This is a genomic window from Shewanella sediminis HAW-EB3 (assembly GCF_000018025.1).
GTDB lineage: Bacteria > Pseudomonadota > Gammaproteobacteria > Enterobacterales > Shewanellaceae > Shewanella > Shewanella sediminis.
Genome location: NC_009831.1, coordinates 2,164,888 through 2,189,591 on the forward strand (window position 1 = coordinate 2,164,888; position 24,704 = coordinate 2,189,591).

18 protein-coding genes and 1 tRNA gene are annotated in these 24,704 nt (G+C 45.9%); 9 read left to right on the plus strand and 10 right to left on the minus strand.

Translation table 11 applies throughout. The features are described from left to right. Positions 1 to 83 precede the first annotated feature (83 nt). The 3 genes from SSED_RS09305 (at position 84) to SSED_RS09315 (ending at position 4,433) form a co-directional block, all read left to right on the plus strand. Positions 84 to 1,637, plus strand: a complete 1,554-nt coding sequence (locus SSED_RS09305) for an ATP-binding protein (RefSeq protein ID WP_223295965.1) — start codon at positions 84 to 86, stop codon at positions 1,635 to 1,637. Next, entirely contained in the window at positions 1,634 to 2,986 is a 1,353-nt protein-coding gene (locus SSED_RS09310; RefSeq protein WP_012142145.1) for a sigma-54-dependent transcriptional regulator, read from the plus strand. Before SSED_RS09305 ends, SSED_RS09310 begins: the two co-directional genes overlap by 4 nt. Positions 2,987 to 3,200: 214 nt before the next feature. Then, positions 3,201 to 4,433, plus strand: a complete 1,233-nt coding sequence (locus SSED_RS09315; RefSeq protein WP_012142146.1) for an HD-GYP domain-containing protein — start codon at positions 3,201 to 3,203, stop codon at positions 4,431 to 4,433. Between the two features lie 45 nt (positions 4,434 to 4,478). Here SSED_RS09315 and SSED_RS09320 read toward each other — a convergent pair whose 3' ends face one another. Both SSED_RS09320 and SSED_RS09325 read right to left on the minus strand, forming a co-directional pair. After that, on the minus strand, positions 4,479 to 5,117 hold the full coding sequence (locus SSED_RS09320) for a LysE family translocator (protein ID WP_012142147.1): 639 nt from the start codon (positions 5,115 to 5,117) through the stop codon (positions 4,479 to 4,481). Positions 5,118 to 5,223: 106 nt separating this feature from the next. Continuing rightward, positions 5,224 to 6,060, minus strand: a complete 837-nt coding sequence (locus SSED_RS09325) for an AraC family transcriptional regulator (protein WP_012142148.1) — start codon at positions 6,058 to 6,060, stop codon at positions 5,224 to 5,226. A gap of 161 nt (positions 6,061 to 6,221) precedes the next feature. Here SSED_RS09325 and nadE point away from each other — a divergent pair, with 161 nt between their 5' ends. Then, complete coding sequence (gene nadE, locus SSED_RS09330) at positions 6,222 to 7,052, plus strand: NAD(+) synthase (RefSeq protein WP_012142149.1); 831 nt, start codon at positions 6,222 to 6,224, stop codon at positions 7,050 to 7,052. Between the two features lie 45 nt (positions 7,053 to 7,097). Here nadE and SSED_RS09335 read toward each other — a convergent pair whose 3' ends face one another. Continuing rightward, positions 7,098 to 7,577 carry a DUF6942 family protein gene (locus SSED_RS09335; RefSeq protein ID WP_012142150.1) on the minus strand — a complete coding sequence of 160 codons (480 nt, stop codon included), beginning with the start codon at positions 7,575 to 7,577 and terminating at the stop codon, positions 7,098 to 7,100. A 113-nt stretch (positions 7,578 to 7,690) separates the two neighbouring features. On the opposite strand from SSED_RS09335, the gene SSED_RS09340 reads away from it, so the two are divergent. Continuing rightward, complete coding sequence (locus tag SSED_RS09340; protein ID WP_012142151.1) at positions 7,691 to 9,160, plus strand: alpha/beta hydrolase; 1,470 nt, start codon at positions 7,691 to 7,693, stop codon at positions 9,158 to 9,160. Positions 9,161 to 9,165: 5 nt separating this feature from the next. Here the strand turns inward: SSED_RS09340 and SSED_RS09345 are convergent, their stop codons facing one another. The 6 genes from SSED_RS09345 to SSED_RS09370 all read right to left on the minus strand — a co-directional run bounded on the left by SSED_RS09345 (position 9,166) and on the right by SSED_RS09370 (position 16,846). Then, the gene (locus SSED_RS09345) at positions 9,166 to 11,343 is read right to left on the minus strand and encodes a diguanylate cyclase (protein ID WP_012142152.1); all 2,178 of its coding nucleotides are present in this window, start codon (positions 11,341 to 11,343) and stop codon (positions 9,166 to 9,168) included. A gap of 281 nt (positions 11,344 to 11,624) precedes the next feature. Beyond that, entirely contained in the window at positions 11,625 to 12,200 is a 576-nt protein-coding gene (gene efpL / locus SSED_RS09350) for an elongation factor P-like protein EfpL (RefSeq protein ID WP_012142153.1), read from the minus strand. Positions 12,201 to 12,326: 126 nt separating this feature from the next. Next, on the minus strand, positions 12,327 to 13,922 hold the full coding sequence (locus tag SSED_RS09355) for an ATP-binding cassette domain-containing protein (RefSeq protein ID WP_012142154.1): 1,596 nt from the start codon (positions 13,920 to 13,922) through the stop codon (positions 12,327 to 12,329). A 492-nt stretch (positions 13,923 to 14,414) separates the two neighbouring features. Next, a tRNA-Pro gene (locus SSED_RS09360) sits at positions 14,415 to 14,491 on the minus strand. 268 nt (positions 14,492 to 14,759) lie between these two features. Beyond that, positions 14,760 to 16,544, minus strand: a complete 1,785-nt coding sequence (locus tag SSED_RS09365; RefSeq protein WP_012142155.1) for a DUF3413 domain-containing protein — start codon at positions 16,542 to 16,544, stop codon at positions 14,760 to 14,762. Positions 16,545 to 16,630: 86 nt separating this feature from the next. Further along, positions 16,631 to 16,846 (minus strand): YejL family protein, encoded by a 216-nt coding sequence (locus tag SSED_RS09370; protein WP_012142156.1) that lies wholly within the window; start codon positions 16,844 to 16,846, stop codon positions 16,631 to 16,633. A 367-nt stretch (positions 16,847 to 17,213) separates the two neighbouring features. On the opposite strand from SSED_RS09370, the gene yejK reads away from it, so the two are divergent. From yejK to SSED_RS09385, 3 genes are all read left to right on the plus strand, one after another. Continuing rightward, on the plus strand, positions 17,214 to 18,245 hold the full coding sequence (yejK, locus tag SSED_RS09375; RefSeq protein ID WP_012142157.1) for a nucleoid-associated protein YejK: 1,032 nt from the start codon (positions 17,214 to 17,216) through the stop codon (positions 18,243 to 18,245). Between the two features lie 364 nt (positions 18,246 to 18,609). Continuing rightward, positions 18,610 to 19,491, plus strand: a complete 882-nt coding sequence (locus tag SSED_RS09380; RefSeq protein ID WP_012142158.1) for a 6-carboxytetrahydropterin synthase — start codon at positions 18,610 to 18,612, stop codon at positions 19,489 to 19,491. A 38-nt stretch (positions 19,492 to 19,529) separates the two neighbouring features. Continuing rightward, positions 19,530 to 20,378 carry a M23 family metallopeptidase gene (locus SSED_RS09385; protein WP_012142159.1) on the plus strand — a complete coding sequence of 283 codons (849 nt, stop codon included), beginning with the start codon at positions 19,530 to 19,532 and terminating at the stop codon, positions 20,376 to 20,378. 124 nt (positions 20,379 to 20,502) lie between these two features. On the opposite strand, the gene SSED_RS09390 is transcribed toward SSED_RS09385, so the two are convergent. Then, a complete protein-coding gene (locus SSED_RS09390; protein ID WP_012142160.1) occupies positions 20,503 to 21,312 on the minus strand; it encodes a phytochelatin synthase family protein in 810 nt (269 codons plus the stop codon). Between the two features lie 156 nt (positions 21,313 to 21,468). On the opposite strand from SSED_RS09390, the gene SSED_RS09395 reads away from it, so the two are divergent. Next, positions 21,469 to 23,550 (plus strand): TonB-dependent siderophore receptor, encoded by a 2,082-nt coding sequence (locus tag SSED_RS09395; RefSeq protein WP_012142161.1) that lies wholly within the window; start codon positions 21,469 to 21,471, stop codon positions 23,548 to 23,550. Positions 23,551 to 24,704: the final 1,154 nt, after the last annotated feature.

Consider the following 24,704-nt stretch of genomic DNA (forward strand, 5'->3'; position numbering starts at 1 on the left):
TTTTTGTATAGCCAGATAGAGTCCTGAACTGTTTTGAGGTTTGCATGTCGATAAAGCGTTACGTTTTCTTACTTTTTGGAGCTTTGATTCTCTTACTGGCGGGAAGTCAGTTATTCATCTCTCAGTATTTCAAGTCTGAGCTTCAAACTGAGCTCAGTCACAGCTCTAAAACCTTGTCTCAGAATTTAGTGAAGGTATTGATTGATAATGTGGGCGATGAAAATGAATTTTTTGTGGAGTATCCGTCCGAGTTTGATGTTGAACAGTTAGCCGAGATTGAGGAGGCGGCGGTTTCATTTGCCGAAGATATTCGTGAGTTAGAGGCTGAAATTAATGAACTGTCAATCGATATGGAGCAGGAGCTTACCAGCCCCAACCCTCCTCCAAAGGTCAGAGAGGTGTATCGGCGGGGAATATCGGAAAAGAAGGCGGAGCTAAAAGAGCATCTTAAAGCGATGGCTGAGCATGGTCGAGAGATGGAGAGGGCTGAACGTCAAAATAAGATTGAGATCCGTAAAGAGGCGGCCAGAGAATATCGGGAACGGTTGCATGAAGCGGTCAGAGATGTCGAAATTCAGACAGATAATTGGTTAGATAGTGGCAGTATCGCTATCGTCGAAGGAGGTAAAGATGTCACGCTTACTCTGACAAATGACTTTAACCTCTCTAACGAGAAGACAAATACCGAACTCGAACGTTTCAACGATTCTATGTTGCTGCTTATCCTGGTGACATCTTTAGTGGCCTTGATGCTCGCTTACCTTCTGAGTCATTACGTCAGTGCTCCACTTTCAAAACTTGCCGTGGGACACCAAAAACTCGGGGAGGGGGAGCTTGGGTATCAGCTTAAAGAGGAGGGAGTGAAAGAGCTGAAACAGATTTTAGCCGGATTCAATGCCATGAGCCGAAAGTTGTCATTGCTCAGTGAAAAAGAGCACCTTATGAGTCAACAGCAGCAGTTGGCTGAACTGGGTGAGGTGACTCGTGGCATTGCTCATAGCCTGCGAAATCCGCTACACACGGTTGGTTTACTGTCTGATGGAGTGGTCTTAGCCGACAGTGCCGAAGAGCGATCACAGCTAATACTTAAGATCCAACAAAAGATATCCATGATGGATAAGAGTATCCAGTCGTTATTGACCTTGTCGAGTAATGAAGTGAACAGAAACGGTTCGGTGCCTTTGACCGCTATCATTCAGGATATCTTGCTGGAACTGTCCATCAACGGCTCCAAACCTGCGATCAGTTTTGACTGTGATGATGCCGGTATCAGTGTGCTTGGTGCAGAATCCGAGTTACGCAGTATCTTGCACGCCGTGATCATCAACGCCGTGGAGGCGACGCCTGACGAAGGCGATGTCAGTATCGGATTAAAAGTCGACGAGGAGGCTTATCACGTAATAGTCACCGATACCGGTAGTGGGATCCTCCCAGAGGTTCGTGAACGCTTGTCTCAACCCCATGTCACCACGAAAGCGGAAGGCACCGGGATGGGAATATACATTGCAGAGCGTCTGCTTAAGGGCCATTACGGTGGTGACTTAGTGTTTGATGATAATCCCGATGGGGGCACGATAGTGACCATAAGTTTCAAAAGACCGAGTGCTAATTCCACTGTTGATGAGACATTAAAATGAAACAGCAACCACTTAAAATTCTAGTCGTAGAAGATGAGCCCGATCAACGTAGCCTGATCACCAAGATGTTGGCCGCCAACGGTTATCAAGTCAGCAGTGCTTCGAGTGTCGAAGAAGCCATTGTAATGATTAAATCGGATCTTCCGGATCTGGTTTTCTCCGATTGGAAACTCGGACAACTCAGTGGCATGGATCTGCTGATCTACGTTCGCCGGGAGCATCCAGACATGGGCTTTATCATAGCGACGGCCTACGGCACGATAACTCATGCCGTCGATGCTATGCAGGCGGGGGCCGATGATTATCTGGCTAAACCATATCAAAGGCAGTCCCTGTTATTAGCCATCGACAAGGTGGCTAAATCATTAGTCTTGAAAAAACAAAACCGCAGGCTGACCTCTGAACTGTCCCAACAGCAGGAGCTGGTGGGGTTAGTCGGTAAAGCGCCCTGTATGCAGAAGGTTTACACTCGGGTTCAGCGTGTCAGCGCCACCGATGCAACAGTGCTCATCGGCGGGGAGAGTGGGACGGGAAAAGAGCTCGCGGCTCGGGCCCTTTACCAGCTTTCACAGAGAAAACATAAACCGTTTATTGCGATTAACTGTGGTGCCATTCCTGAGTCACTCGCAGAAGCCGAGCTGTTTGGTGCCGAGAAGGGAGCTTTTACCGGTGCAACAGCATTGAAGATAGGCAAGCTTGAAGCCGCCGATGGCGGGACCGTCTTTCTCGATGAGATAGGCGAACTGCCATTACTGCAACAGACAAATTTGCTTAGGTTCCTGCAGGAAGGGGTGATCAGTCGTTTGGGACAAAATGGGGAGATTAAGTTGGATGTCAGGGTCATTGCCGCGACCCACAGAGATCTGCAACACGAGGTGAAAGAGGGGCGCTTTCGGGAAGATCTTTACTACCGATTGAATGTCGTGCCGATCCATATGCCGCCTTTGCGCGAGAGGCAGGAGGATATTGGCAGGTTGGTCGAACATTTCCTAAAACTCAATAGTAGCCAATACAAGATGGATGCCCCCAAGTTATCTGCGGCTACCATGAAACAGTTACTCGATTACCCTTGGCCAGGCAATGTCAGAGAGTTGGCAAACCGTATCGAGCGTTTCGTTTTGCTTGGCGATGAAGAGGAGATGGTTGAAGAACTGAGTGGTCAACCTCGACCCATAAACACCAGCCAGTTTTCACTGCCCGAAACCGGCATCGAATGGGAGGCATTCGAGAAAGACTGCCTGGAGCAAGCGATGAATAAGCACCAAGGCAACCGAACTAAGGCCGCCAAGTTTCTGGGACTCAGTTACAAGGCATTCCTGTATCGGCTTGAGAAGTATCATTTGGTGTAAGATATATTGCAGCAAGAGGGGAAATTCGGTTATACCTGATGATATAACCGCATTCCCGTCTATGCTCCTGTGATAAATCTGCGCCTTAATTCCGGTTGGGTCCTTTTAAGCCTCAATAATACCCTCATTACTCAATGATGCTGGCTATACTTTTATTCAAGTAAGCTTGCTTAATCAAATATCGAATGTTCAGCTATCGGTAGAGAGTATTGTTATGTCAAAAAATCATAGATTTGATTCAAACCATCAAGATATAGAGATCCCCATAGCCAAGCTAAAACCCGGTATGTATGTCGTCTCAATTTCGAGTGAGAATGGGAGTATCAGCGTTAAATCTGAAGGGTATGTGCTTAATGCAGCCAGTATTAATCAACTGATCCAATCGGGGATATCCCATGTCGTCGTCGATCCATCCAGAGAAAAGAAAACAGAAAAAATTGATAAAGTGTTGCCGGATATCGGCGCGAGGGCTTTAGATAAGAGCAGAGAAAAGCCCGAGATCTCTCTGGAACAGGAGATGAAAGCGGCGAATAAGCTCTATAACAATGCGAAAAGTTTGCAGCAGAAGATGATTCACGCCATCACCGATGGCAAGGTGATCGATATTGAAGGAATACAGGAAAGCACCGATGCCATTGTCGATTCGATATTCAGAAATCAAGATGCACTCTCCTGTTTATCACGATTAAGGATTAAGGATGACTACTTAGTCGAGCATTCACTCAATGCTTCTATCTTAATGACGATATTTGCAAAGCATCTGGATGTCGACAGAGCGACGATTGAACAACTCGCCCTCGGTGCTTTCTTGCATGATATAGGTAAGGCGATGATCCCCGATGAGATCCTCAATAAACCGGGTAAACTCACATCACCTGAATATGAGATCATAAAGAATCATGTATCGCTTGGCGTTAATATTTTAGAAGATACGCCGCATATCTCCCATATGGTGATGAGTATGATAAAAGAACACCATGAGCGCATCGACGGCAGCGGTTACCCATTACAATTAACCGCCGACTCAATTTCAAAGTTCGGCCGTATGATCGCAATTGTGGACAGTTACGATGCCATGACGGCCGAGCGGGTTTATAGGTCCGGGCTTCATCCGATCACCGCGTTTAAAAATCTGATCAAAGAGTCACCGTCCTGTTACGACGATGCTCTGGTAGAGCAATTTATTCAATGTTTAGGCGTCTACCCTGTTGGTACACTGGTCGAACTCAACAGTGGCAAGCTTGGCCTGATTAGCAGATTAAACAGGAAGAAGCCGCTACACCCTTATGTTCGTGTGTTCTATAACACACGATTAAAACAAGCGATTGCGATGGAAGAGGTGGATCTGAGCCGCTCAAAATACAAAGATCAGATCGATCGCTGCATTAAACCTGAGGAATTTAACATTAACCTGCTCGGCTTCTTTAAAGCCGCATTTCTTGATTGATGAAGCCCAATGGATAGTGCTCCGCTATTAAGAGTTAACCTAGCCTCAGAACAGTCCTGACACAATAATAAAGGCTACGCTGACAAATAGGATCCCGGTGAGCAGATTGATGACAGGCGTGGCCTTGCGGATCTTCTCTTGTATGGAGGGCTTAGACAATACTAATGCAATAAACACAAACCAGATTAATGATAAAACAAGTAAAATTATCGCTGCGCAAACCTTAGTCGCCAAGCTCACTTCCGGGGTTATCATGGCTGAGAACAGAGTAATGAAGAATACCATGGCCTTTGGGTTAAGCAGGTTAGTGTATAAGCCCCGCATAAACCCTTGTGATGGCGTTAATTTATGGAATAATTGAGCGGTTTCGCACTCGGTGTGTCTCACTTTAAAGTTCTGTAGAGTACTGATTATGGCGTTTATCCCCATCCAGCCCAGATAACTTGCCCCTGCCAGCTGCACGATAATAAATAGGGTATTTGAGCTTTTAATTATCAGGCTGACTCCGGTCAAGCTAAGCAGGGTGTGCAGCAAAATAGCAATTGAAATGCCAATAGCGGAGGCAACGGCGGTCACTCTTCTCTCCTGGCTGGCCATTTTGACTACAAGAGCAAAATCCGGTCCGGGGCTTGCCAATGCGACGCTGTGAATGACGGCAAGAGACACGAGTAAACTAAGATCCATTAAATTATCCATAAAGTCATTATTGTAGTCATCATGCCGTGTCTCGATGCGCCGCGATAGGACAAAATTGCAGGTTAACCGACTCGGGTGGAGCTTGGCTGTATCATCACAGTACACGCCGCTGGAAATGGGCTGGTGTTATCAGATAGGCTTGCTTAAATGCTTTGTTGAGATGACTCTGATCAAAAAAGCCGACTCGATGTGCGATATCCGCGACATTTCCACCTTTAATCAAGGCTTTTTTGGCATATTCGAGTCGCACTCTCTTGAGGTAAGCATGTGGTGTCATTCCTATCGATTGCTTAAACCTCCTTAAAAACTGAAATTTACTTAACCCAACACTGTTTGCCAGTGTTTCGAGTAGAAATTCCTGGCCAGGATCGTCATGAAACATGGCCATAACCTCCTTGATTTGGGACTGAGACAGGGCGTTATTTTTGTCTGTGGCCTGCTCTGGTACATTACCGTGGCGTAGAAAAAGCTCGGTGGTAAAGGCCAGCATGCTGGTTTCTATTTGCAAACTACTGAGGTTGCTTTGATGCTGAGTTAACATCATATGAAGCTTTAAAAATGCCTGATATAGATGATTATCATCGATTAAGGGGGTATGAAAGAAGCCCTCAGTTTGACTCACCTCCTGACTTATTTGAGAGACATAGTGGTATGGAACAGACATCACATGGACTTGGTAGCCTTCAGAGGTATAGCTTTGACCATTGTGGGTTTCGTCGGGATTGAGGCTTGATATCAATCCCGGCCCCAAATGATAAGCACTGCCTCTATGGGAATATTGCTGACAACCGCTTGAAACCACACCTATGTGATAATCGAGATGTACATGCCTGTCAAACTCGAATTGTTTGAAGTTTGCACGGCTTAGCTCAACCTCAGGTAATATTGGGTTATGCCAATATTGGATGCTCTCTTTGTGCATGATACTCATCTGCTCTCTTTTAATAAATCATTCTAACGTTAGCTTAAGGCGGTCTTCTAGTAAATAATTGCAGTGGCGATTTAAACCCGGTCAGATAACCGTGTATTTCATTATTAAATAGCTCATAATATCTGACTGGCTAATTTGAAAACATGATTGGAGCTCAGCTTGTGAAAGGACAGATTTTACGTGAAATGAAAGTACAACCTGCTATCGAGCCTGAATATGAGGTGCAAAGACGTGTTGCTTTTATTAAGTCTAAGCTGAAAGAGTCGTACACTCATACTTTGGTACTTGGGATCAGTGGTGGTGTCGACTCAACGCTTGCCGGTCGATTATGCCAGTTGGCCGTCGATGAGCTAAATGGGGAGAGCCAGCAGACCGATTACCAGTTTATAGCCGTGCGTCTGCCTTACCATATTCAGAAAGATGAGCATGAAGCACAGTTAGCTTGTGATTTCATTTCTCCGTCGAAGCAAGTATCTGTAAATATTCATGATGGTGTCCTGGGGACCCACCATAACACGCTTAATGGCCTCGAAGCTGCCGGCGTTGATCTTGCTCAGAATGTTAATATCGACTTTGTAAAAGGCAACGTCAAAGCCAGGATGCGCATGATAGTGCAGTATGAAATCGCCGGATTGACCGGTGGGCTGGTTGTGGGTACCGATCACAGTGCCGAGAATATTACCGGCTTTTATACCAAGTGGGGAGACGGAGCCTGTGATCTGGCACCGCTGTTTGGATTGAATAAACGCCAGGTCCGTCTGTTAGCAGATTATCTAGGTGCTCCTGAGTTGTTGGTTCACAAGGCGCCAACGGCCGATCTTGAGTGTGATAAGCCTCAGTTAGAAGATGAGGCAGCACTTGGGGTTACCTATGATCAGATTGATGACTTTTTAGAGGGGAAACCGGTTGATTCTGCTGTCAATGATAGACTCATTGGGATCTATAAAGCGACGCAACACAAACGTCAGCCAATCCCGACGATTTACGACTAGCCCTCCAAGCTTAGGCGGTTTTGATGTTACCCATAGAGAAAGGCGCTATCGGCGCCTTTTTATTTGCTCTCGAGTCACTTCGATAAGAATATTCGGGTATTGTCGATAATCTAAGTAGGGCACCTTGAGCATTCGCTTACCATCAAAATGTAACTTCTCTTCACTATCGAGAGGTATGAACTGCTTTTCTCTCGTCTCAGACTCCAGTAGTTTCTGTGAAACACCGCCAACGATGAAGTGCCACTCCGCCTGAGGTGATAATTGAGAGGAGCCAACTAAGATCTGCTCATCTTGTTTGAGCAGTTGAGTATCACGGTAGCGCTTCCAATTAGTGTCTGGCGCTGCAATCTTTGCCATGATAGTGAGAATTTTGCGCCAATGATTCCCATTGAGTTCGATGAGCTTTGAAACGGCATCCTGATCGCTGTAATGCCAGTGGTCAGGGGCTACAGGTGGGGTGGGCAAATAAAAGCAAAACTTTGCTCTGGGAGATCCTAAGTTATTTATGATGGGGCGATCACACATTATCTATCCAGGTGCGCTATAGGAGTTTGGTATAAGATACTCAAAGCGTGTAAGTTAATGCAAATAAATGGACTTTGTTCGCTCTTACAATTTTACTTACTTCAAGGAGAGCAATGAAAACGATCGTTATCGGTTCGACTAAACACCTTATTCTGGCGCTCATTTATGCTTCGCTTGGAATAACAGTCGCATTGCTTGCCGTGGGAGTCTGGTTGTTAAATTCCAGGCCAGAACTTGATATTTGGCATACAACACAATTGACTTCTCAGTATAACAGAAGCCTTGAACTTACTAATTTCACAGAATATCAAAAACTTGAAAAGCAGCTTTTTGAAGAACTCGAGTCCGAGATCTACAGTCACACCTCCGGTCCACATTCATCAATATTAAATCGTTATGTACATGGCAGTTTAGCCGCCCCTGAAAAGTGGCGAAATGATTGGAATAGAACTTACGAGTGGCCGCTGGATGATGCCAAATTTGGTGTCCTTCTGCTTCATGGCATGTCTGACTCTCCCTACGCCTTATCCCACGTAGCAAAGCATTTTGAGGGGAAGGCGCATCTGCTTGGTTTGAGGCTACCGGGCCATGGCACCATACCTTCGGGGCTGGTGGATCTTGAATGGCAAGATATGGCATCTGCGGTATCGCTTGCCACCAGGCATATGCGAGATGTACTGAAAGGGCGGCCACTGTATGTGGTTGGATTTTCGACGGGGGCAGCCTTGGCGTTAAACCATGAATTGGAGCGACTCTCGAAAAGCCAGGAGAGGGATTATGCCGGGATGATATTTATCTCTCCGGCTATAGGTTTACCGCCCGTGGCAGCAGGAGCAAAGTGGCAAGCACGTTTAGGGCAGATGTTAGGGTTAGAAAAACTCAGTTGGAATAGTATTCAAACGGAATATGATCCGTTCAAATATAACTCTTTTGCGGTGAATGCTGGTGATGTGGTCTACCGGCTTGCCGAGCGTAATCAAGCTATTATGGATATGCTGTCGGCAGAGCAGTTATTATCTATGCCACCAATATTATCGTTTCAGTCTATTACCGATGCTACGGTTTCGAGTTTGTCAGTTATCTCAGATCTCTATCTGCGATTGCCCGATAATGGTCACCAATTGGTGATGTTCGATATCAATCGAACTCAAGTCAATATGGGGTTAATCCCTCACGATCCCTTAACGCCCATCAGCGGCGTGATAAACAAGGAAAATTTACCATTTGATTTCACCTTGATCGAAAATATCGATGCTGTAAACGAAGATAGGCGACGTGTTCAGGCGACAACTCACTCTGCCGATATGGGACTCAAAGTCACTTCCTTAACGCAAAGGTGGCCAAGAAATGTTTATTCTCTCTCTCATGTTGCTCTGCCGTTTCCTATCGAAGATAGTTTGTACGGTCCGGAAGGAGTGCATTTTATTGAGCGGGTTCAAATCGGTGCGGCATCATCTCGGGGGGAGAGAGGCGTTTTAAGTGTTCCAGCGGCCGAGATTTTAAGACAGAAATGGAATCCCTTCTTCCCATATACTATCCAAAAAATGGATGACTTCTTGTTATCTCTGGAAAATGAACCTTGATATTTTTACCCTGGGCGTTGGGGCTCGGGGATAGAGACGATGACACGGTCTCTTCCTTGGTTCTTGGCCTTATACAGATTCAGATCTGCCTCCTTAAACCAGGTTTCTAATGCATCACTATAACTTGCATTGGAAACGATTGCGCCGATGCTGACCGTCACGGCCATGCTGGTATTACCCTGCGGGTTATCAATCTGTAATTGACGGATCGTACGCCTGAACTCATTGAGGTGCTCTTCAATCATGAGGACATTGCATAGAGGCAGGATGAGCAGAAACTCCTCCCCGCCATACCTGGCTATGACATCGGTATCCCGTTTGAAAAAACGCTTCATCTTACTGGCAATAACACGTAAGCATTCATCACCACCTTGGTGCCCATAGGTGTCATTGATATCTTTAAAGTTGTCGATATCGAGTATCGCTAACGCCATGGCTTCATCAATTCGGTGACAAAACTCCTGTGTAGCCCGGAATTTTTCTTCGGCATAGCGGCGATTATACAGCCCGGTTAATTCATCTCTTTCGGCGAGAGATTGAAGCTTCTTATTCACCTTCTCAAGCTCGAAAGTGCGTATCGCCACTTTCTCTTCGAGCTCTAACTGATGACTTATCAGTTGCTGTTTACTCTGACGCAGGCTTTGAAAGAGGGTCAGAAATTCACGGGGAGATTCCTGATCGATACTATAATCGCTCGCATCTTGATACCCCTTTTCTGCAAACTTATTTGCCAGAACACTCAAAGGGGTGGTTAACCTTTGGCTGATCACTCGGGTCAGTATGATAGTGATGATAAGTGAAAGGATCAGGATTGCAAAAGTGGTGAGGTATTGAGTCTCGAGTGTCTTCAACAGTGGTGAGAAAGGTTTAACAACATATAGCTGCCATCCATTGTTGAGTGTGTAGGTGGCATAGACGAACTCAGGGTTAGGGTTCTCGATATCATGGAGGTTGAGCATATCTAAATTGGTCTTATACCTCTTGCCACTTTCAGTCCTGGTGAATTGGGATAGTGGAGGGATCTCGAGTTCCTCAGATGCATAGATCACCCGGCTATTCTCGTCGATGATTATCATTGATTGCTGGTGGTGGTGAAGCGTACTTACTCTATCGATATCCACAAATTTTTTCAGGTTCAATGAGCCTTCGATAACGCCCACGGGCTGGTCAGCATTTTCACTCTGATAGATTGGGGCACTGACCGCAACGATGGGATCGTTGCCAAATCCTCTTCCTAAAAAAACCGGGGAGACATAGGTTATCTGGTTGAAAAAAGCCTCCTGAAAATAGTGTCTGTCTTTAACACTTAAATTCTCAAGTTTTCCGTCATCGGGTTTAAGGCGTGAGAGTGGGCTTGCCGCTATGATCCTTGCATCGGCGTCAGTGACTAACATAGTGATGAAGCCGGGATAGCTTTGGTGAAGCTTAGCGAGCCTATTCTGCCAGCGATGAAAATCGGCTTGAGACAGGCTGAGCCATCTTGATGCATTGTCTATGGCTTTCTTATGAGTATCGATAAATACTTCTGTGGCCAGTCCTAAATGCGCTGCAGAGTCCTGTAAGCTTTGTTGAAGTCTAACTTGCTGCTTTTCTATTACCTGGTGATTAAATATTAATGTCGAGGCTAGCAGAGATATGGTGAGCACTAAGGTGAAGCTATAGGTGAGCTGTGCATTAAAGGTTCTGCGTTTTTGATCTTTTACTTTGCCTTCTAAATGCCAAAGTGAAGAAAACAGGGTGACAATGAGTGAGCCAAGTGCCGCGTAGATTAAACCATTTACCCCTTGTTTAAGCGTAATAAATGATATGTGACTCTCGGGTTGCTTTGAAAACAGCAGGATATATAGGTAAAAGAGTGGCATACCGATGACCAGCCAATAACCAATGTCGGCATAAAGAGCATAAATGTCTTTTCTGCGGGCGTAGCCCAGCCAGATGGCTTCCAGACCGAATAATATGAATACATGCCAGCTACCCCAAGCGATAAAAAGACCGGTTGCGCAAAGTACGGCCGTGAGCAGGGCGAACCAAGGCCCCAGCAGAATTGCCGAAATAACGATGACAATATTCCCTAAGATAAGCTGAACATTACCGAAGAGAGGGATAGGGTATAGGTTCGTCAATAGACCCAAGCAGCCTAGTACCAGAGATATCTGTATATGTTGTCGATTGATTTTGAACATAAAGCCTTATAATTATTCATATCATGGCTAATTATAGATGCTAGCGGCTAAAACCAAGTTACTCAACATAAATGTAACACGCGGGACGTTTTTGCTTAAATAGTAAACGGCTTTGACCTTCCTCTGAATTGCTGAGGGTTTAGTGAAATCTACTGAAGTTAAAAGGACTGATGTTGAAGGGGCTGAAGGAAAAAGTCGGAGAGTCTCTGGATAGAATATGGCTGCTGTAAGCTGCCAACTCGGAAGCAGGCAGCTTAATAAAGGCTCAGGTTTTTATCAGCTTATTTAGAATCTGCACGGCTCATAAATTTATGCTCGGCCGTATTGATCTTAATCTTCTCACCGTTTGCAATATATTCAGGAACTTGTACCGAAAGACCGGTAGAGAGGATGGCAGGCTTAGTGCGCGCACTGGCAGAGGCGCCCTTAATGGAAGGATCTGTCTCTACAATGACCAGCTCGACGTTAGCGGGAAGCTCGATAGCCACAGGTGTCCCATCGACGGTAAGTACTTGCAGCCCTTGAGTCTCTTCATTAATAAAGAGGATCTCGTCTGCAATCGAGTCCTTATTGAAGTGGTAGGGAGTATAGTCAGCGATATCCATGAAAACATATTCATCGCCATCAATATAGGAGAAGCTCACTTCGTGGCGGCTTAGGTCTGCCAGATTGATCATCTCATCGGCTTTGAAAGTATGATCGAGTTTCGACCCGGTTGCCACATCGTACATACGCATACGATATAAGCTGCCGCCGGAGCGACCTTGTGGCACGGAACGTTCAATATCTCTGATGAGATAAACATTATTGTTAAACTCGATTGCGGTATTCTTTTTTACTTCACTAGCCTTGGGCATGATAAAGATCTCGAAAAATTCAGTGGCAGACAAAATATCATGAAGTTAGTCAGATACCAATCCAGCCTTGATCAAATCCAGTGGATTTGTGCACCAAAGCCGGGCTATTGCCCTTTTATCCGCCGTTTATTCACCATGTACGGATTGGCCGTAAGTGGAGAGTACTAGAGTATCGGTGACACCAGACTCTTTGATAAACTCTTTATCGTGACTGACCAATATAAAGCTTCCCGGGTACTGGTTAAGCGCGGTAGCGAGTAACTGTTTCGAAGCGATATCCAAATGATTGTCGGGTTCATCCAGCAAGAGTAGAGGAAGAGGTGTTTGATGAGTGACAATCAAGATACAGAGCTTCATCTTTTCTCCGCCACTAAGAAGAGCCACATTTCGATGAACACTCTGACCCCTGAATCCAATTCCTGCCAGTAGGGTTCGTGACCGGGTTTCTTCTATAGTGGGGCAGTAATGGCTGATATTTTCTAACAGGGATATCTCAGGTTTGAGCAGGTCAAAATATTGATCCAGATAAAAGAGGGGGGCGTTTCGGTAAACCCGACCTCTTGCAGGTGCAAGCTCGCCTAATAGAACCTTCATCAGGGTTGATTTCCCCGTGCCATTATTACCTGACAGGTGGAGTTTGTCCCCTGTAGACAATAAGAAGTTTAATGGGTTTACACCTCTATAGGGCAGGATTAGCTCCTCGACATGGAGCTGGAGATGTTGCTTCTCTATGACCGACTGCATGTGTAACGCCTGGGGTTTTAACGTTTCTCTCTGTTGAGTCAATTGAGCTAGTGTTGTGGCATTCAGACTGAGTTGATTATCCCTTTGTGTCGCTCTGGCGGAGGCGGATTGCTCGGCTCTGTCACGCATGCTATTGAGTAACACCTTAGCCTGACTACCTGACCTTCTTAATCTTGTACCACTTGCGGCTCTCTTTTGTGCTTTTTCACTACTCGTTTGAGTTTGCTGCCTGATCTGCTTATGCTTAAGTTTTTCGTTAGTAAGTTTTCGGTCTATGGCGGCTAACTGGGCTCGCTTTTGGGCCTCATAACAGGTGTAATTACCACGGTATTGAGTTAAGCCTAGGGTATTTAACTCAAATATTATTTCAACATGCTTAAGCAGTTCACGGTCATGGCTGACGATGAGTATCCGTGCGCGTGATTTGTGTATCTGCTCAATGAGCCAGCTTTTTCCCTGGTTATCCAGATGGTTTGAGGGTTCATCTAAGATGAGCAGTTCGGCATCTGAATTAAATAGTTTTTGCAGGCGTAGCTTAGCCATCTCTCCACCACTTAATTGAGCGCAAGGACGTTGGAGAGAGTGGGTTAAATTGATCGCACTAAGCTGGCTCTCTAAAGTCTCTTTGATATGCCAATTATCGCCTATGGTGTCGATATCCTCTAAGGAGGCCTGGCCTTGCTCTATTCTGTTTAGTGCCAGTAGCAGATGCTCAACTTCCATAAATTGCGCGACACTTTGCAGTTTCTTCCCGCTTGGCCCTTGCTGCCTGAAGTAGCCTAACTTAGCGCGACAAGAGACTGAGCCTAAATCTGGCTGGCATTCTCCCGCCAATATTGAAGCCAGTACAGACTTTCCTGCGCCATTGCGGCCGACAAGAGCCGTCAATTTAGAATCGATGGATAATGAGAGTTCACTGAACAGTCTCTCGCCTGTGTTTAACTTAAACGATACTCGATGAGCATGTAAGATTGGCATAGTGCCTCCTGATAGCAACTTACAAAAGATGGATCAGGGGAGGCTTGTCTGCATAAGAAAGATCGTTCGTTCTTAGCAATCTGTTTATGCCTTAAGGATCTTCTGACTGAGACGACTATTAAGCTGTTAATAGCCGAACACGGACAATAGAGATACTTGAGCTGCGCCTTCTAACCCTGAGGTTCCATAAAAATTAAGATGGAAAACTTAGAGTTAGTTGTTCATCGAGGCGAAGACTCCAATAATAAGGATAGGAAAATTGATGCGCCAGTCTCAAGGGGAGAGTAAGCACTTAGGGGATGAATAGTAAAAGGCGGTGAATAAAAAGTAAACGTATTTTGTTCTTTTTAGAATAGGGTCTGGCTGGCCATCAATTTAAGTTACAGACAAAATGGTGGGGTTGCTCGATAGAAGATGCCTGCTGCACTTATGTGGCTTTTAGGCCAGAAAGCAAAAAGGCAGAACTCTTTCGAATTCTGCCTTTTTAGAATGTGGTCGGGATAGCAGGATTTGAACCTGCGATCTCTTGTCCCCCAGACAAGCGCCTTACCGGACTAGGCCATATCCCGAATTCGCAATTTTTAGTTGCCTCTAAGCAGTTTTACTTGGGGGCTGCTTAGTTGAGGCAGAACTTTATCAACTCAATTACGCTTCTGCAAGCCCTTAGTGATGACTGATGATTTAATTGCTTAGTTTGTATACTTTTTATTTGTTTCCGGCTATTTATGCCACGATGTGCGTTTGCCCTTAGCCGTAAAATCTAGTCGTAAAATCCACTGTGATACACACTATCACCGCCGGCATGAGTTACCGGTGCTGGTTCTGTGAAAGATACGACTAATGATGATACATCCTACGGCCTTCGCGCATCACTTCGATAAGCTCAGGCGCACTCATTTTTTTGCGCAATCTTTTATCGAAGTTTTCATCATAGATACGGTATTGCCCGTGTCTGTCGATCACGGTGATCTCAGATTTTTGATAGATACCAAAGATACGGCTATCCCCGATATAAACCCAAGATTCGGTATCCGGTTCGAGTAAGCTTCTACCCGCGCTATAATCCGTTGCCGCATTGGTACAGCCCAACACTTGGGTCATCAATGTCGGTACTATTCCATAATGGCTGGTGCGGTAGTTGACATGTTTGCTCGTAGCTTGTCCTGGCCAATGAATGATCATAGGTACATGAACATTGGCTGGAGACATATTTCTTCTCGCTTCATCGGGATTACTGGTGAACAGCTTGCCGCTAACGCCAGTAATGATGACTAATGTATCGTCTGAAGTGGCTTCGAGCACTTCTTTTAGCTTCTGATCGATGAAGCTCAATGACTGCCTGTATTGATTGAACAATACCCGTTGAGCGGGTTTCAGCTTTTTATCGGCCTTGACGGTTTCTATGCCTAAGAAACCGACTGGAGTGTCGTAGGTTTCAGGAGAGCGTAAGTTTAACATTCCAAACCAGGGGGTTGTCTGGGTGGCTTGCCAGTTCTTAAATGCTGCAACAGATTGAATGTCCGCATCGGCATAACTGTCGTTTACTTTCGATGTGGTAGGTTCAAAATCGGAGAAAATCGCACCAGGTTGTAACTCAGACTCTTGGGTTGCGAACAGGCCTAATTGATAGTTTTGTTGCTTGAGTGTTTGCGTCAATACCGGGGTTGTATGGTTTAGACCGGCTGCATTGATGTAACTGCCCTGGAGTCCATAGAGGATGGAGAACATACCACTATCAAATTGAGTGCCACCGCTTAAGTGCTGATGGAAAGACTGATTGTCTTCACTGTATTGGGTCAGGTAAGGCATGGTATTGACGTCGACCATGTCGGCTCTGAGATTATTAATGGTGATCAGTAAGATATTTGGTTGTGCTTCAGCACTACACTGCAATGGTGTTATCGGGTAGTTTAAGCTGCTTCTAAGATCTGAGCCGCGACGAGTCGTGTTTTTACCCTCTATACCATGGCTCTCCATAAACGAGCGTGCAGTAGCAGGGTAGGAGAGTGGGTAGGCGTCGTCCAATTGAGTGATCTCGGAAATATCGGCTGCATCGGCCCAGATATGGATCAGATGACTACTGACAAAACAGATACCGACGAAAGCCACCACCTTATTACCACAATTCACCTTATGAATTTTTTCAATTCGTTTCCAAAGGAAGTTGGCTAAGGTGAGTTCTAAAGCGATGATCCCAAGGGGGGTAATAATATAGGAGGTACCACGGAGCAATGCGTTGAGATCGGCCCAAGCCAGATCAAATACAAAGGGACTCAGATGGAGCCCATAATCATCATAAATGATGGTGTCATACAATAAGATACACAGGCTGAGCGTGGCAACGACTGCAGCAAACCCTCGTAATATTTTGGAGTAAGGCAGCAATAACGTGACCGGAAAAACCAGAACCAGATAGACGATGAAAGCTAAGAAACTGAAATGACCAATCGTGCTGATGGCAAGGTAACACCAACCCAACAAGGTTTCCGGATAGCCGACGCTATCGAGATAGCGGATCCCCACGATCATTGCGAGAAAGCCGTTGAAGAAGGCAAACCAATGTCCCCAACTAACTAGTCGTGATACGCGATCGCGTACCATCTCTTTTTTACGCTTGACCATGTGGCTCCGCTTACTGATTTAGATGCTGATGTATCTTAAGTGTTTTTTACTGTGATGTGCTAGTTTTTCAATCAGTAAAGACTGAATTAACCTTTAACAGATTGCGCAAGTGCCTTAGAAAATTGCTCTGCAACGGCAGCTCTCGCTTCTTGAGGAACTTTGCGAGCCAAAAGATCGGTGACGCAGTTTCCAAGCACCATGAGTCTCAGGTCGGTAGGGGCCTGGTGCTTATCAAGTACGGCGCTGACTTCGGCGATAATTGATTCAACTTGTGTGTTTGAATATTTAGATTGGATAGCCATATTTAAAACTGTTTCGCTTTGAAAGATATTTGGGGTCTATGATAACCGAATTTTCATAGGATCTCGATATCAATACGCAGAGTATATGCACTGAACATCGAGGGGCGGTATTCAATGAGTATTCAATTAGTATTCGAGTTAATACATCCAAGATCTTGCGCTTGAAGCGCTATCTCAATTGGGGCAATATAGGCACAAATTTTATGTTTGTGGATGGGGCTTTTACTCGTCTGCTACAAACTCCATTTTATGTGGCCGGTGTCTATTGTGTCATTAACCTGTTTTGCTAAAGGTTAAATGTCTCAGGCTTTACAAGCGGTAGTGAACACAGCTATCGGCTACTCAATCATTATTTTTATCGAGGCTTATGAGTATTAACGTCGAACAAGCAATTATTCACGCGATTTCACAAGACCGTGAAGGACAGTTAAGCTGTCGATTGCGTCCACAGCCGCTTCTTAACAGCGAAGCCGTTGAAACCATGCTCGAAGAACTTCACCAAACTTATACCACCAAAGCGGGTAAAGGTTTTGGTCACTTTGGTACTCATGGTGAAGACGGTGAGGCAAATCCAAAATTTGAAGAGGCATTGACTGAGTACCGTAATGGAGAGTTAGGTTTTGTCGAGTTCTCAGGTCTTGCAGGGAAACTACTGCAAGAGGAGCTCGCAAAATATGATTTTAGCCAGGGCGGTTTCCTGTTGATGTCATGTTATACCCATATGACGAGTGACTACCTTTATGTCTCATTGCTGAATGCAAAGTCGTCAATGACGGTATTAGATGATATGGAGTTATCTCAAAATACCCATCTGGATCTGAACAATGTTCAACTTGCGGCTCGCATCGATTTGACCGAATGGCAGGCCGATAGCGACTCACATAAATATATCTCATTTATTCGTGGAAGAGCGGGGCGCAAAGTTGCTGACTTTTTCCTCGACTTTATGGGGTGTGTGGAAGGGGTTAATACTAAGGCGCAGAACAAACAACTGATGAATGCGGTTGAAGATTTTGTAGCCGGTAGCGAGTTGACCAAAGACGAACGTCAGCAGTGTCGTGAAAAAGTATTCGATTATTGCACCGAGCGTTGTGATATCGGTGCCGATATCGAGATTAAAGATCTGGCCGATGAGCTTGCCGATAGCGGCATGGACTCTTTCTATGATTTCGCCCAAAGTGGGGAATATGAACTGGAAGATGAGTTCCCCGGTGACAAGCCAACCTTAAGACAGTTGAAGAAGTTTTCCGGTACCGGCGGCGGAGTTACCTTAAGTTTCGATGGTGCACACTTGGGTGAGCGTGTGATGTATGACCCTATCTCTGACACCATCATGATCAAAGGCGTTCCGGCAAATCTCAAAGATCAGCTCGATAGACGTCTTAAGGGCGGTAATTGATAGAGCGGTTAATTGACTGACACATCGCGGTCTGGTTGCCGTCATTTTTATTAAAAAAGAGCGCCCTTTGGCGCTCTTTTCGATCTTGTACTCCATTTCCCAACTGGATGTGACTGTTCATTAACGGTTCTCTGCTATTTTCGAAGTGATAAGATAAATTTTGAGCATTTTTCTGTGACGGGACTAAAATCTGCAAAAGGGACTAAAATTACCTTGGTAAACAGTCGAAAAAATCGATTCACCAAGGTAAACTTGCCAAATATGAAACGAGGAGACGTTCTTCTCTATTCAACGAATATCGAGTCCCTTGGCCATCGCCGATAGGACGTATACAGGTAGACTGTTTTTCTGCCCAGGAGAGGAAATGCAACTTTTTGTCAGAGATTTAACCGTAATCGATTTTTCATACTTATGCCCGATACGCGGTATGGTGGGCGAAAGCTGGACTGTCGATGTGCTCCTCGATGGTGGCTTAGATGAGCAAAATATGGTTTTGGACTTTTCTAAAGTGAAGCGCACCATAAAAGATACTATCGATGATATCGCCGATCATCGATTACTCATTCCTACCGCATACAGTGAAGTCCGCTGGCAGCAGCAGGGTGATCGGGTATGGATGGATTTTAACAGCTTACAAGGTGACATTCACTTAGCCTGCCCTCAACAAGCCTTCGCCTTAATACCGAGTGAAATTATCGATTTCGATAGTGTGAACACCTTCCTGCAGAAGGCGTTAAAGGAAGCCCTGCCCGACAATGTCGATGGTATTGCCCTGACATTGAGAAATGAGATACATGATGCCCCCTATTATCACTACTCTCACGGTTTGCGAAAGCATGATGGAAACTGCCAACGCATAGCCCATGGTCATAGAAGCCCGGTAAATGTGTTTGAAAATGGCATGGCTGCTCCTAAATGGGATGAGTATTGGGCTGAGCGTTGGAAAGATATCTACTTAGGCAGCGAAGAGGATGTGGTTAGCGTCGGTGAGTTGACTCTCTCACCTCAGGCTAAAGTGTCCGATAAAACTCATTTTGGATTCCATTATCAGGCGCCACAGGGAGACTTTCAGTTGGCCATGCCTAAGACGCGTTGTGAGATCATCCCACACGATACAACGGTCGAGCTATTGGCAGAGTTTATGGCAAGCACCTTAGTAGAAAAGTCTCCCCAGAGTGAGTTTAAGGTGATCGCTTATGAAGGTATCGGCAAAGGCGCGATATCGGTAAAGGGCAATAAAGCCTGATTTATGATTTATATGAGTTGGAGCGTAGAGTGAAAAAAATGAGGTCTGTGTCACTGACACTCTTGTCCTTGGTGACGACGAGTCTGCTAATCCCATCTGAGGTAAGCGCACAAGTGCAACTTACTGGACAAATGGAGCAAGGCGCCTTAATTCGTGGCCAAGTAACACCGGGCACGACTGCATCTTTAAATGGAGAAGCATTGAAGGTGACGCCTCAGGGGGCTTTTGCCTTTGGTTTTTCTCGTGATGCTGAACTTAAACAAGAATTAAGGTTAGTCTATCCCGATGGTTTAACACAGATTAAGCCACTGTCGATTCTTGCCAAAGAGTACAAAATAGACAGATTGACCGGGATCAGTAAGAAGATCATGAAGCCGGATCCTAAGGCGCAGGCGAGGGCGGCGAAAGATAGTAAGCAGGTTAAGGCGGCAAGGGCGCAATTTTCCGATAAAACGGCTTTCAGTCAGGATTTTATCTGGCCTCTGACAGGCAGAATATCCGGAGTTTACGGCAGTCAGCGTGTCTATAACGGTAAGCCGGGCAACCCTCATTATGGCGTCGATGTTGCGGCTAAAACCGGAACGGTTGTGGTTGCACCCGCCGATGGGAAGATCAGCCTCTCGGTGCCCGATATGTTCTACTCTGGCGGAACCATCATCTTAGACCATGGTTACGGCGTGAGCTCGAGCTTCCTGCATCTCAGTAAGTTATACGTTAAAGAGGGGCAGGAGATTAAACAGGGACAACCCATCGCCGAGGTTGGCGCTACCGGTCGTGTAACCGGGCCGCACCTCGATTGGCGGGTTAACTGGTATCAGATGCGATTAGACCCCGTGACTATAGTGCCCTCTATGGCCACTGTGCTTAAACAGCAAAAGAGCCAATGACGCTGGTCTAAAAAGATTTAGCTAAAGCTTAAAGAAAAAGCCGCCTCTATGAAAATCGAGGCGACTTTTTTGTCTGCAGTTCTTAAGAAAGCTTTTGTTTAACGTGTTGTTATTTAGGGGCAACTCAACTATCTTCTGAGATAACAATAAAGCCACGGCTATTTTGCTTATCTATTCTTGCCATTGCCTGCATCAGCTGTTTGCTCTCAACCCAAACCCAGGTTTGGAAGGTATTGGATACGTCCATGATAAGAAATGAATCAGATGCTGCATGGTACGCGGCTAATGGCGAAAAGTGACCGTCGCCTCTTTGATTCAAGGGTTTTCTGGAGTAGTTGATGATGACGAATTGCTCATTGTTGCTCAATGCATCGATGAGGTGTTGTTTAACTACCTGCGTGTAGCTCTGCTTGGCGAGCAGCTCTTCGTTAACATATGTGGTCTGCGTTTGGAGTTTTAACGATGTCGCCAGAGCATCGAGATCAGCAAGCTTCATTCCGTAGTCACCCTCAGAGTCTGCCCCATAAGGCTCACCCATGATCTGCATCCGGGTCTTACCCTGTCCGGTTAAAATCGATTCCTGTGTATAGCGATGAAAGAGTGGGCTCCAATCTCCCTTGGGAAAGAAGCGCATCTCCTGTTTACTTATCCGGCTGCTATCGAGAGGAATTTCGGTGGCATCTCTGTCTACTCTCAGAGCATTTGCCACTATGGCCATAGAGGCTACGCCGCAAAAGACCTTATTCGATTGTCCCTCGAAGTGGGGACTGAGTGCAAAAAAATCGCTCTTCACTCTGGCTTTCTCCAGTCTGCTTATCCCCTCATCACTGCTCCAGCTGATTAACTCACCGGCGAAGCTTGGTGCCTGGTTGAGTAACAAACCGATGAGAAGGATTAACAGGCTTACAGTGGTTCTGCGTATTGTCGGGTTCATGTTCTTGAGTCTTATAGAATTTAATTTCTATTTTAGGGAGATCTGATTTACCAATCATCAACAAAGCTCTTAGAAAAGATTAGTGATAGATAACCAGACAAACTGGCGTTTTTTACGCACCACTCACCGCTTGGTGAGCGATCTATAGGAGCTTAAATGAGCGCAGCCTTAATGGCTTTCTCGGCGCTGGCCTCCTCATCAGTCTATGCACACGATCACCATGGTGAGATCGAAATAATCTCAGTTATGGGGACGAAACAGGCTCAATCTACAAATAGCTCGGCGATGAAGATGGACTTGAGTCACCTTGAAACTCCTGGTTCCATCTCTGTGTATAACCAGGATCTTATCGAGGCGCAGGGTGCTGTGTCGCTGGGGGAGGTGCTGAAGAATGACGCGAGTGTTTCAACGGGGAATGTCAGGAGAGGGCGCGAGCGTTTCTACATGCGCGGCTTCGTACTGGAGCCCGATCAGAGCTATCTGCGTGATGGTCAATTTCACCTTTCGCGCTACTCGCAACCCATAGAGCTCTACGAGCGTATCGAAGTATTGAAGGGACCTTCGGCACTGCTATACGGCAAGTCGACACCGGGCGGCATGATAAATTTAGTGACAAAGCGGGCTCAGCAAGAGGAGTTTCACTTTAATTTTCAGCAGGAATTTGGCTCGTTCGGCTATAACAAGTCGCTGTTAGATCTGGGGGGAGCCCTGAACGAGAGTGGCAGCGTCAGAGCCCGTTCAATTCTGTCCAGGTCGAGCGAAGATGGTTGGCGTGAGTATAAAGATGGCAGCAAGGCGACTCAGGAGCGCTTTGTCGGTGCCTTGATGCTGGAGGCTGATCTCAGTGACGATACGGTATTGAGTGTTAACTATGATCGCACCGAAGATGAGGGGGGGATAGACATGGGTCCCCAACATATCAAGAACGAGAAAAGTGGTAAGTATGAACTCGCGGGAAAGCGAGACTATATCTGGGATATGCCATGGTCATTGCGTGACTCCAGCGTAGAAAATATGGGGTTCACCCTCAACTCATATCTGAATGATGATTGGACTATCAGCGCTGGCTTTAATCGGCAGCGTCATCAACGTCAGACGACAGAGAGCCTATACGGCAAGGTCCAGGGTATCGATCTCGGCGTTGGTGAATATTCACTGCGTGGCAGAGACACCTATGAACAGTTCGATGTGGTGACCGGTTTCTTCGATTTTAAGGGTGAGTTCTATACCGGTGACGTTCACCACAGAATGCTCATCGGCTCGAGTGTGGTCGATTATCAAAAAAGTGGTATGCAGAAAAAGATGAAGATAGCCGATAGGGTAAACATCAACGACGCAATCACTATTGGCAAGCCAGAGGAGCTGGATTATCGCAATGGCACAGCGCTGAAACAGGTTCAGCGAAAAACCTACGGCGTTTACATTCAGGACCTTATCGAATTCAATGACAGCTGGCACCTGTTGGCTGGTGTCAGGTTGGACAGAGAGGAGAGTAAGGAGGCGACGCATAACAACATCTTACCTAAGCTTGCTGTCATGTATCACCCGACACCAAATACGACTCTGTATACTACCTATAGCGAGAGTTTTGAGCCCAAAGATCCTGTCAGTAACACGGAAGACACCAACTACGGTAAAAAATTGGATGCCGAAAGAGGCGAGTCATTTGAAGTTGGCGCTAAGGGGGAGTTTCTCGATGGTTCGCTCTATGTCTCGACGGCAGTGTTTGATATCGAAAAAAACAATAAGGCGGTCACCGATAAGAGTGGGGATAACCCCATTACGACTCAGAGCGGTAAGGTTCGCCATAAGGGGGTTGAGTTTTCCCTCGAAGGTCAGCTGAGTGACAATTTGTCGGTGTTAACTTCCATGATGTACCTCGACGGTAAGATCATCAGCGACCCAATATATGCGGGAAAACGGTCGAAAGACACCCCTCAATTCAGTGCCTGCACCTGGTTTAATTATCGTGTGGGTGATAAGAGTCAACTCTCTGTCGGAGCCATATATGTAGGTGAACGCTTCGGCGATACCCCCAATTACTTCAAGAAAGATGCCTACGTTAAAGTCGATATGGGCTTTAGCCACACCATCAAGTTCGCCAATGAGCAGCAGGGCATTATCTCAATCAATATCGATAATCTGTTCGATGAAGATTATCTGCGAGGTGGCTGTAATAACAGCGCGATGTTCGGCTCACCGAGATCAGTAAAGGTCTCTTTTCAGTATAAGTTTTAGTGTGGAGGGTTTAAGCTGAGCGGCTAATACCACAAGTGTGTCAGCCTTCGAATGAAGGCTGGTTACATTTTCGATTTTGCTTCTGGCTTAGTTGGTATTGGATAGTTTGTTTGAAGATTATATCTTCATTGTTATCTAACGCCTGCCCGGCGTGGGATGTGTAGATACTTCAGCGAAACGCCGTGAATCCATCCGTGGAGGCTCGACGATGGCATCCATGCCATCAACGTCCGCTGCCGTATCTACACCTTGTTATTTATCTCTTCGATTTGGATTTGTTGTTAGGTTTCGTAACTCATTTCTGCCCGTGCGACGTGAAGTCGTATGAAGCGTTGTTCACCACGATAAGAGTGAACCATCTGTATCACCAGATGACCCTAAGACTCTGAATAAAGTAGCGAGTCTGACAATGTAACGAAGTCCATTGGACGGGAACAGAATCGTGAGAAGACGTTCTTCCTGATAACCACAAGTCGGGTAAGTGCTAGGGAGTCAGTATGATGAACATATGTGAATCCACGTAAGGTGCGTTATATGAGAAGCAGCGGAAGTGGTTAATACGCTGTAGCCAAAAAGGCAATGAGAGCTGGAAAGAGATTGGGCAATGCTCTTTCGTGGTCATATAGCTCTCCGCACTAGAGTGGGCATCTAAACTGACATTACGCTTCATACGGAACACGGTAAGCCTGAATCGCTCCCATTGGGAAAGTTATCTGTGAAGATAGCCGATAGTGGTGCAGGTAAAGGAGGCTGGAGAAAGCCAATGCTGCATTGTAATGATGCAGATACAGACTTGTGTCTGGCACGAAAGTGAGCCTACTTCCAGCTGGTCTCCCGTTGCAAGAAAATTAGAAGAACTTTGTTAATGGAGAAACGCAAATGATGACTTCGATTGAAGTTAGTGCCTCTCCTTGCTTTGCTCAATGACACTCCATCGATTGGTGAGTCATTGAGCTGAAAGTATCAAAGCTTCGAATTAGTATTGCAAAGGTAACCCCTGTGGTTACCGGGTAACATAGTACGCCTTAGTGGAGGCTTGAGCCGTATGCAGTGAAAGTTGCACGTACGGTTCTTAGGAGAGCGGCACCTGGCAACAGGTGTCGCTTATCCGACCTTTATGTGTTATCTCCAGTAATTCGTCCTATGCAGCATTT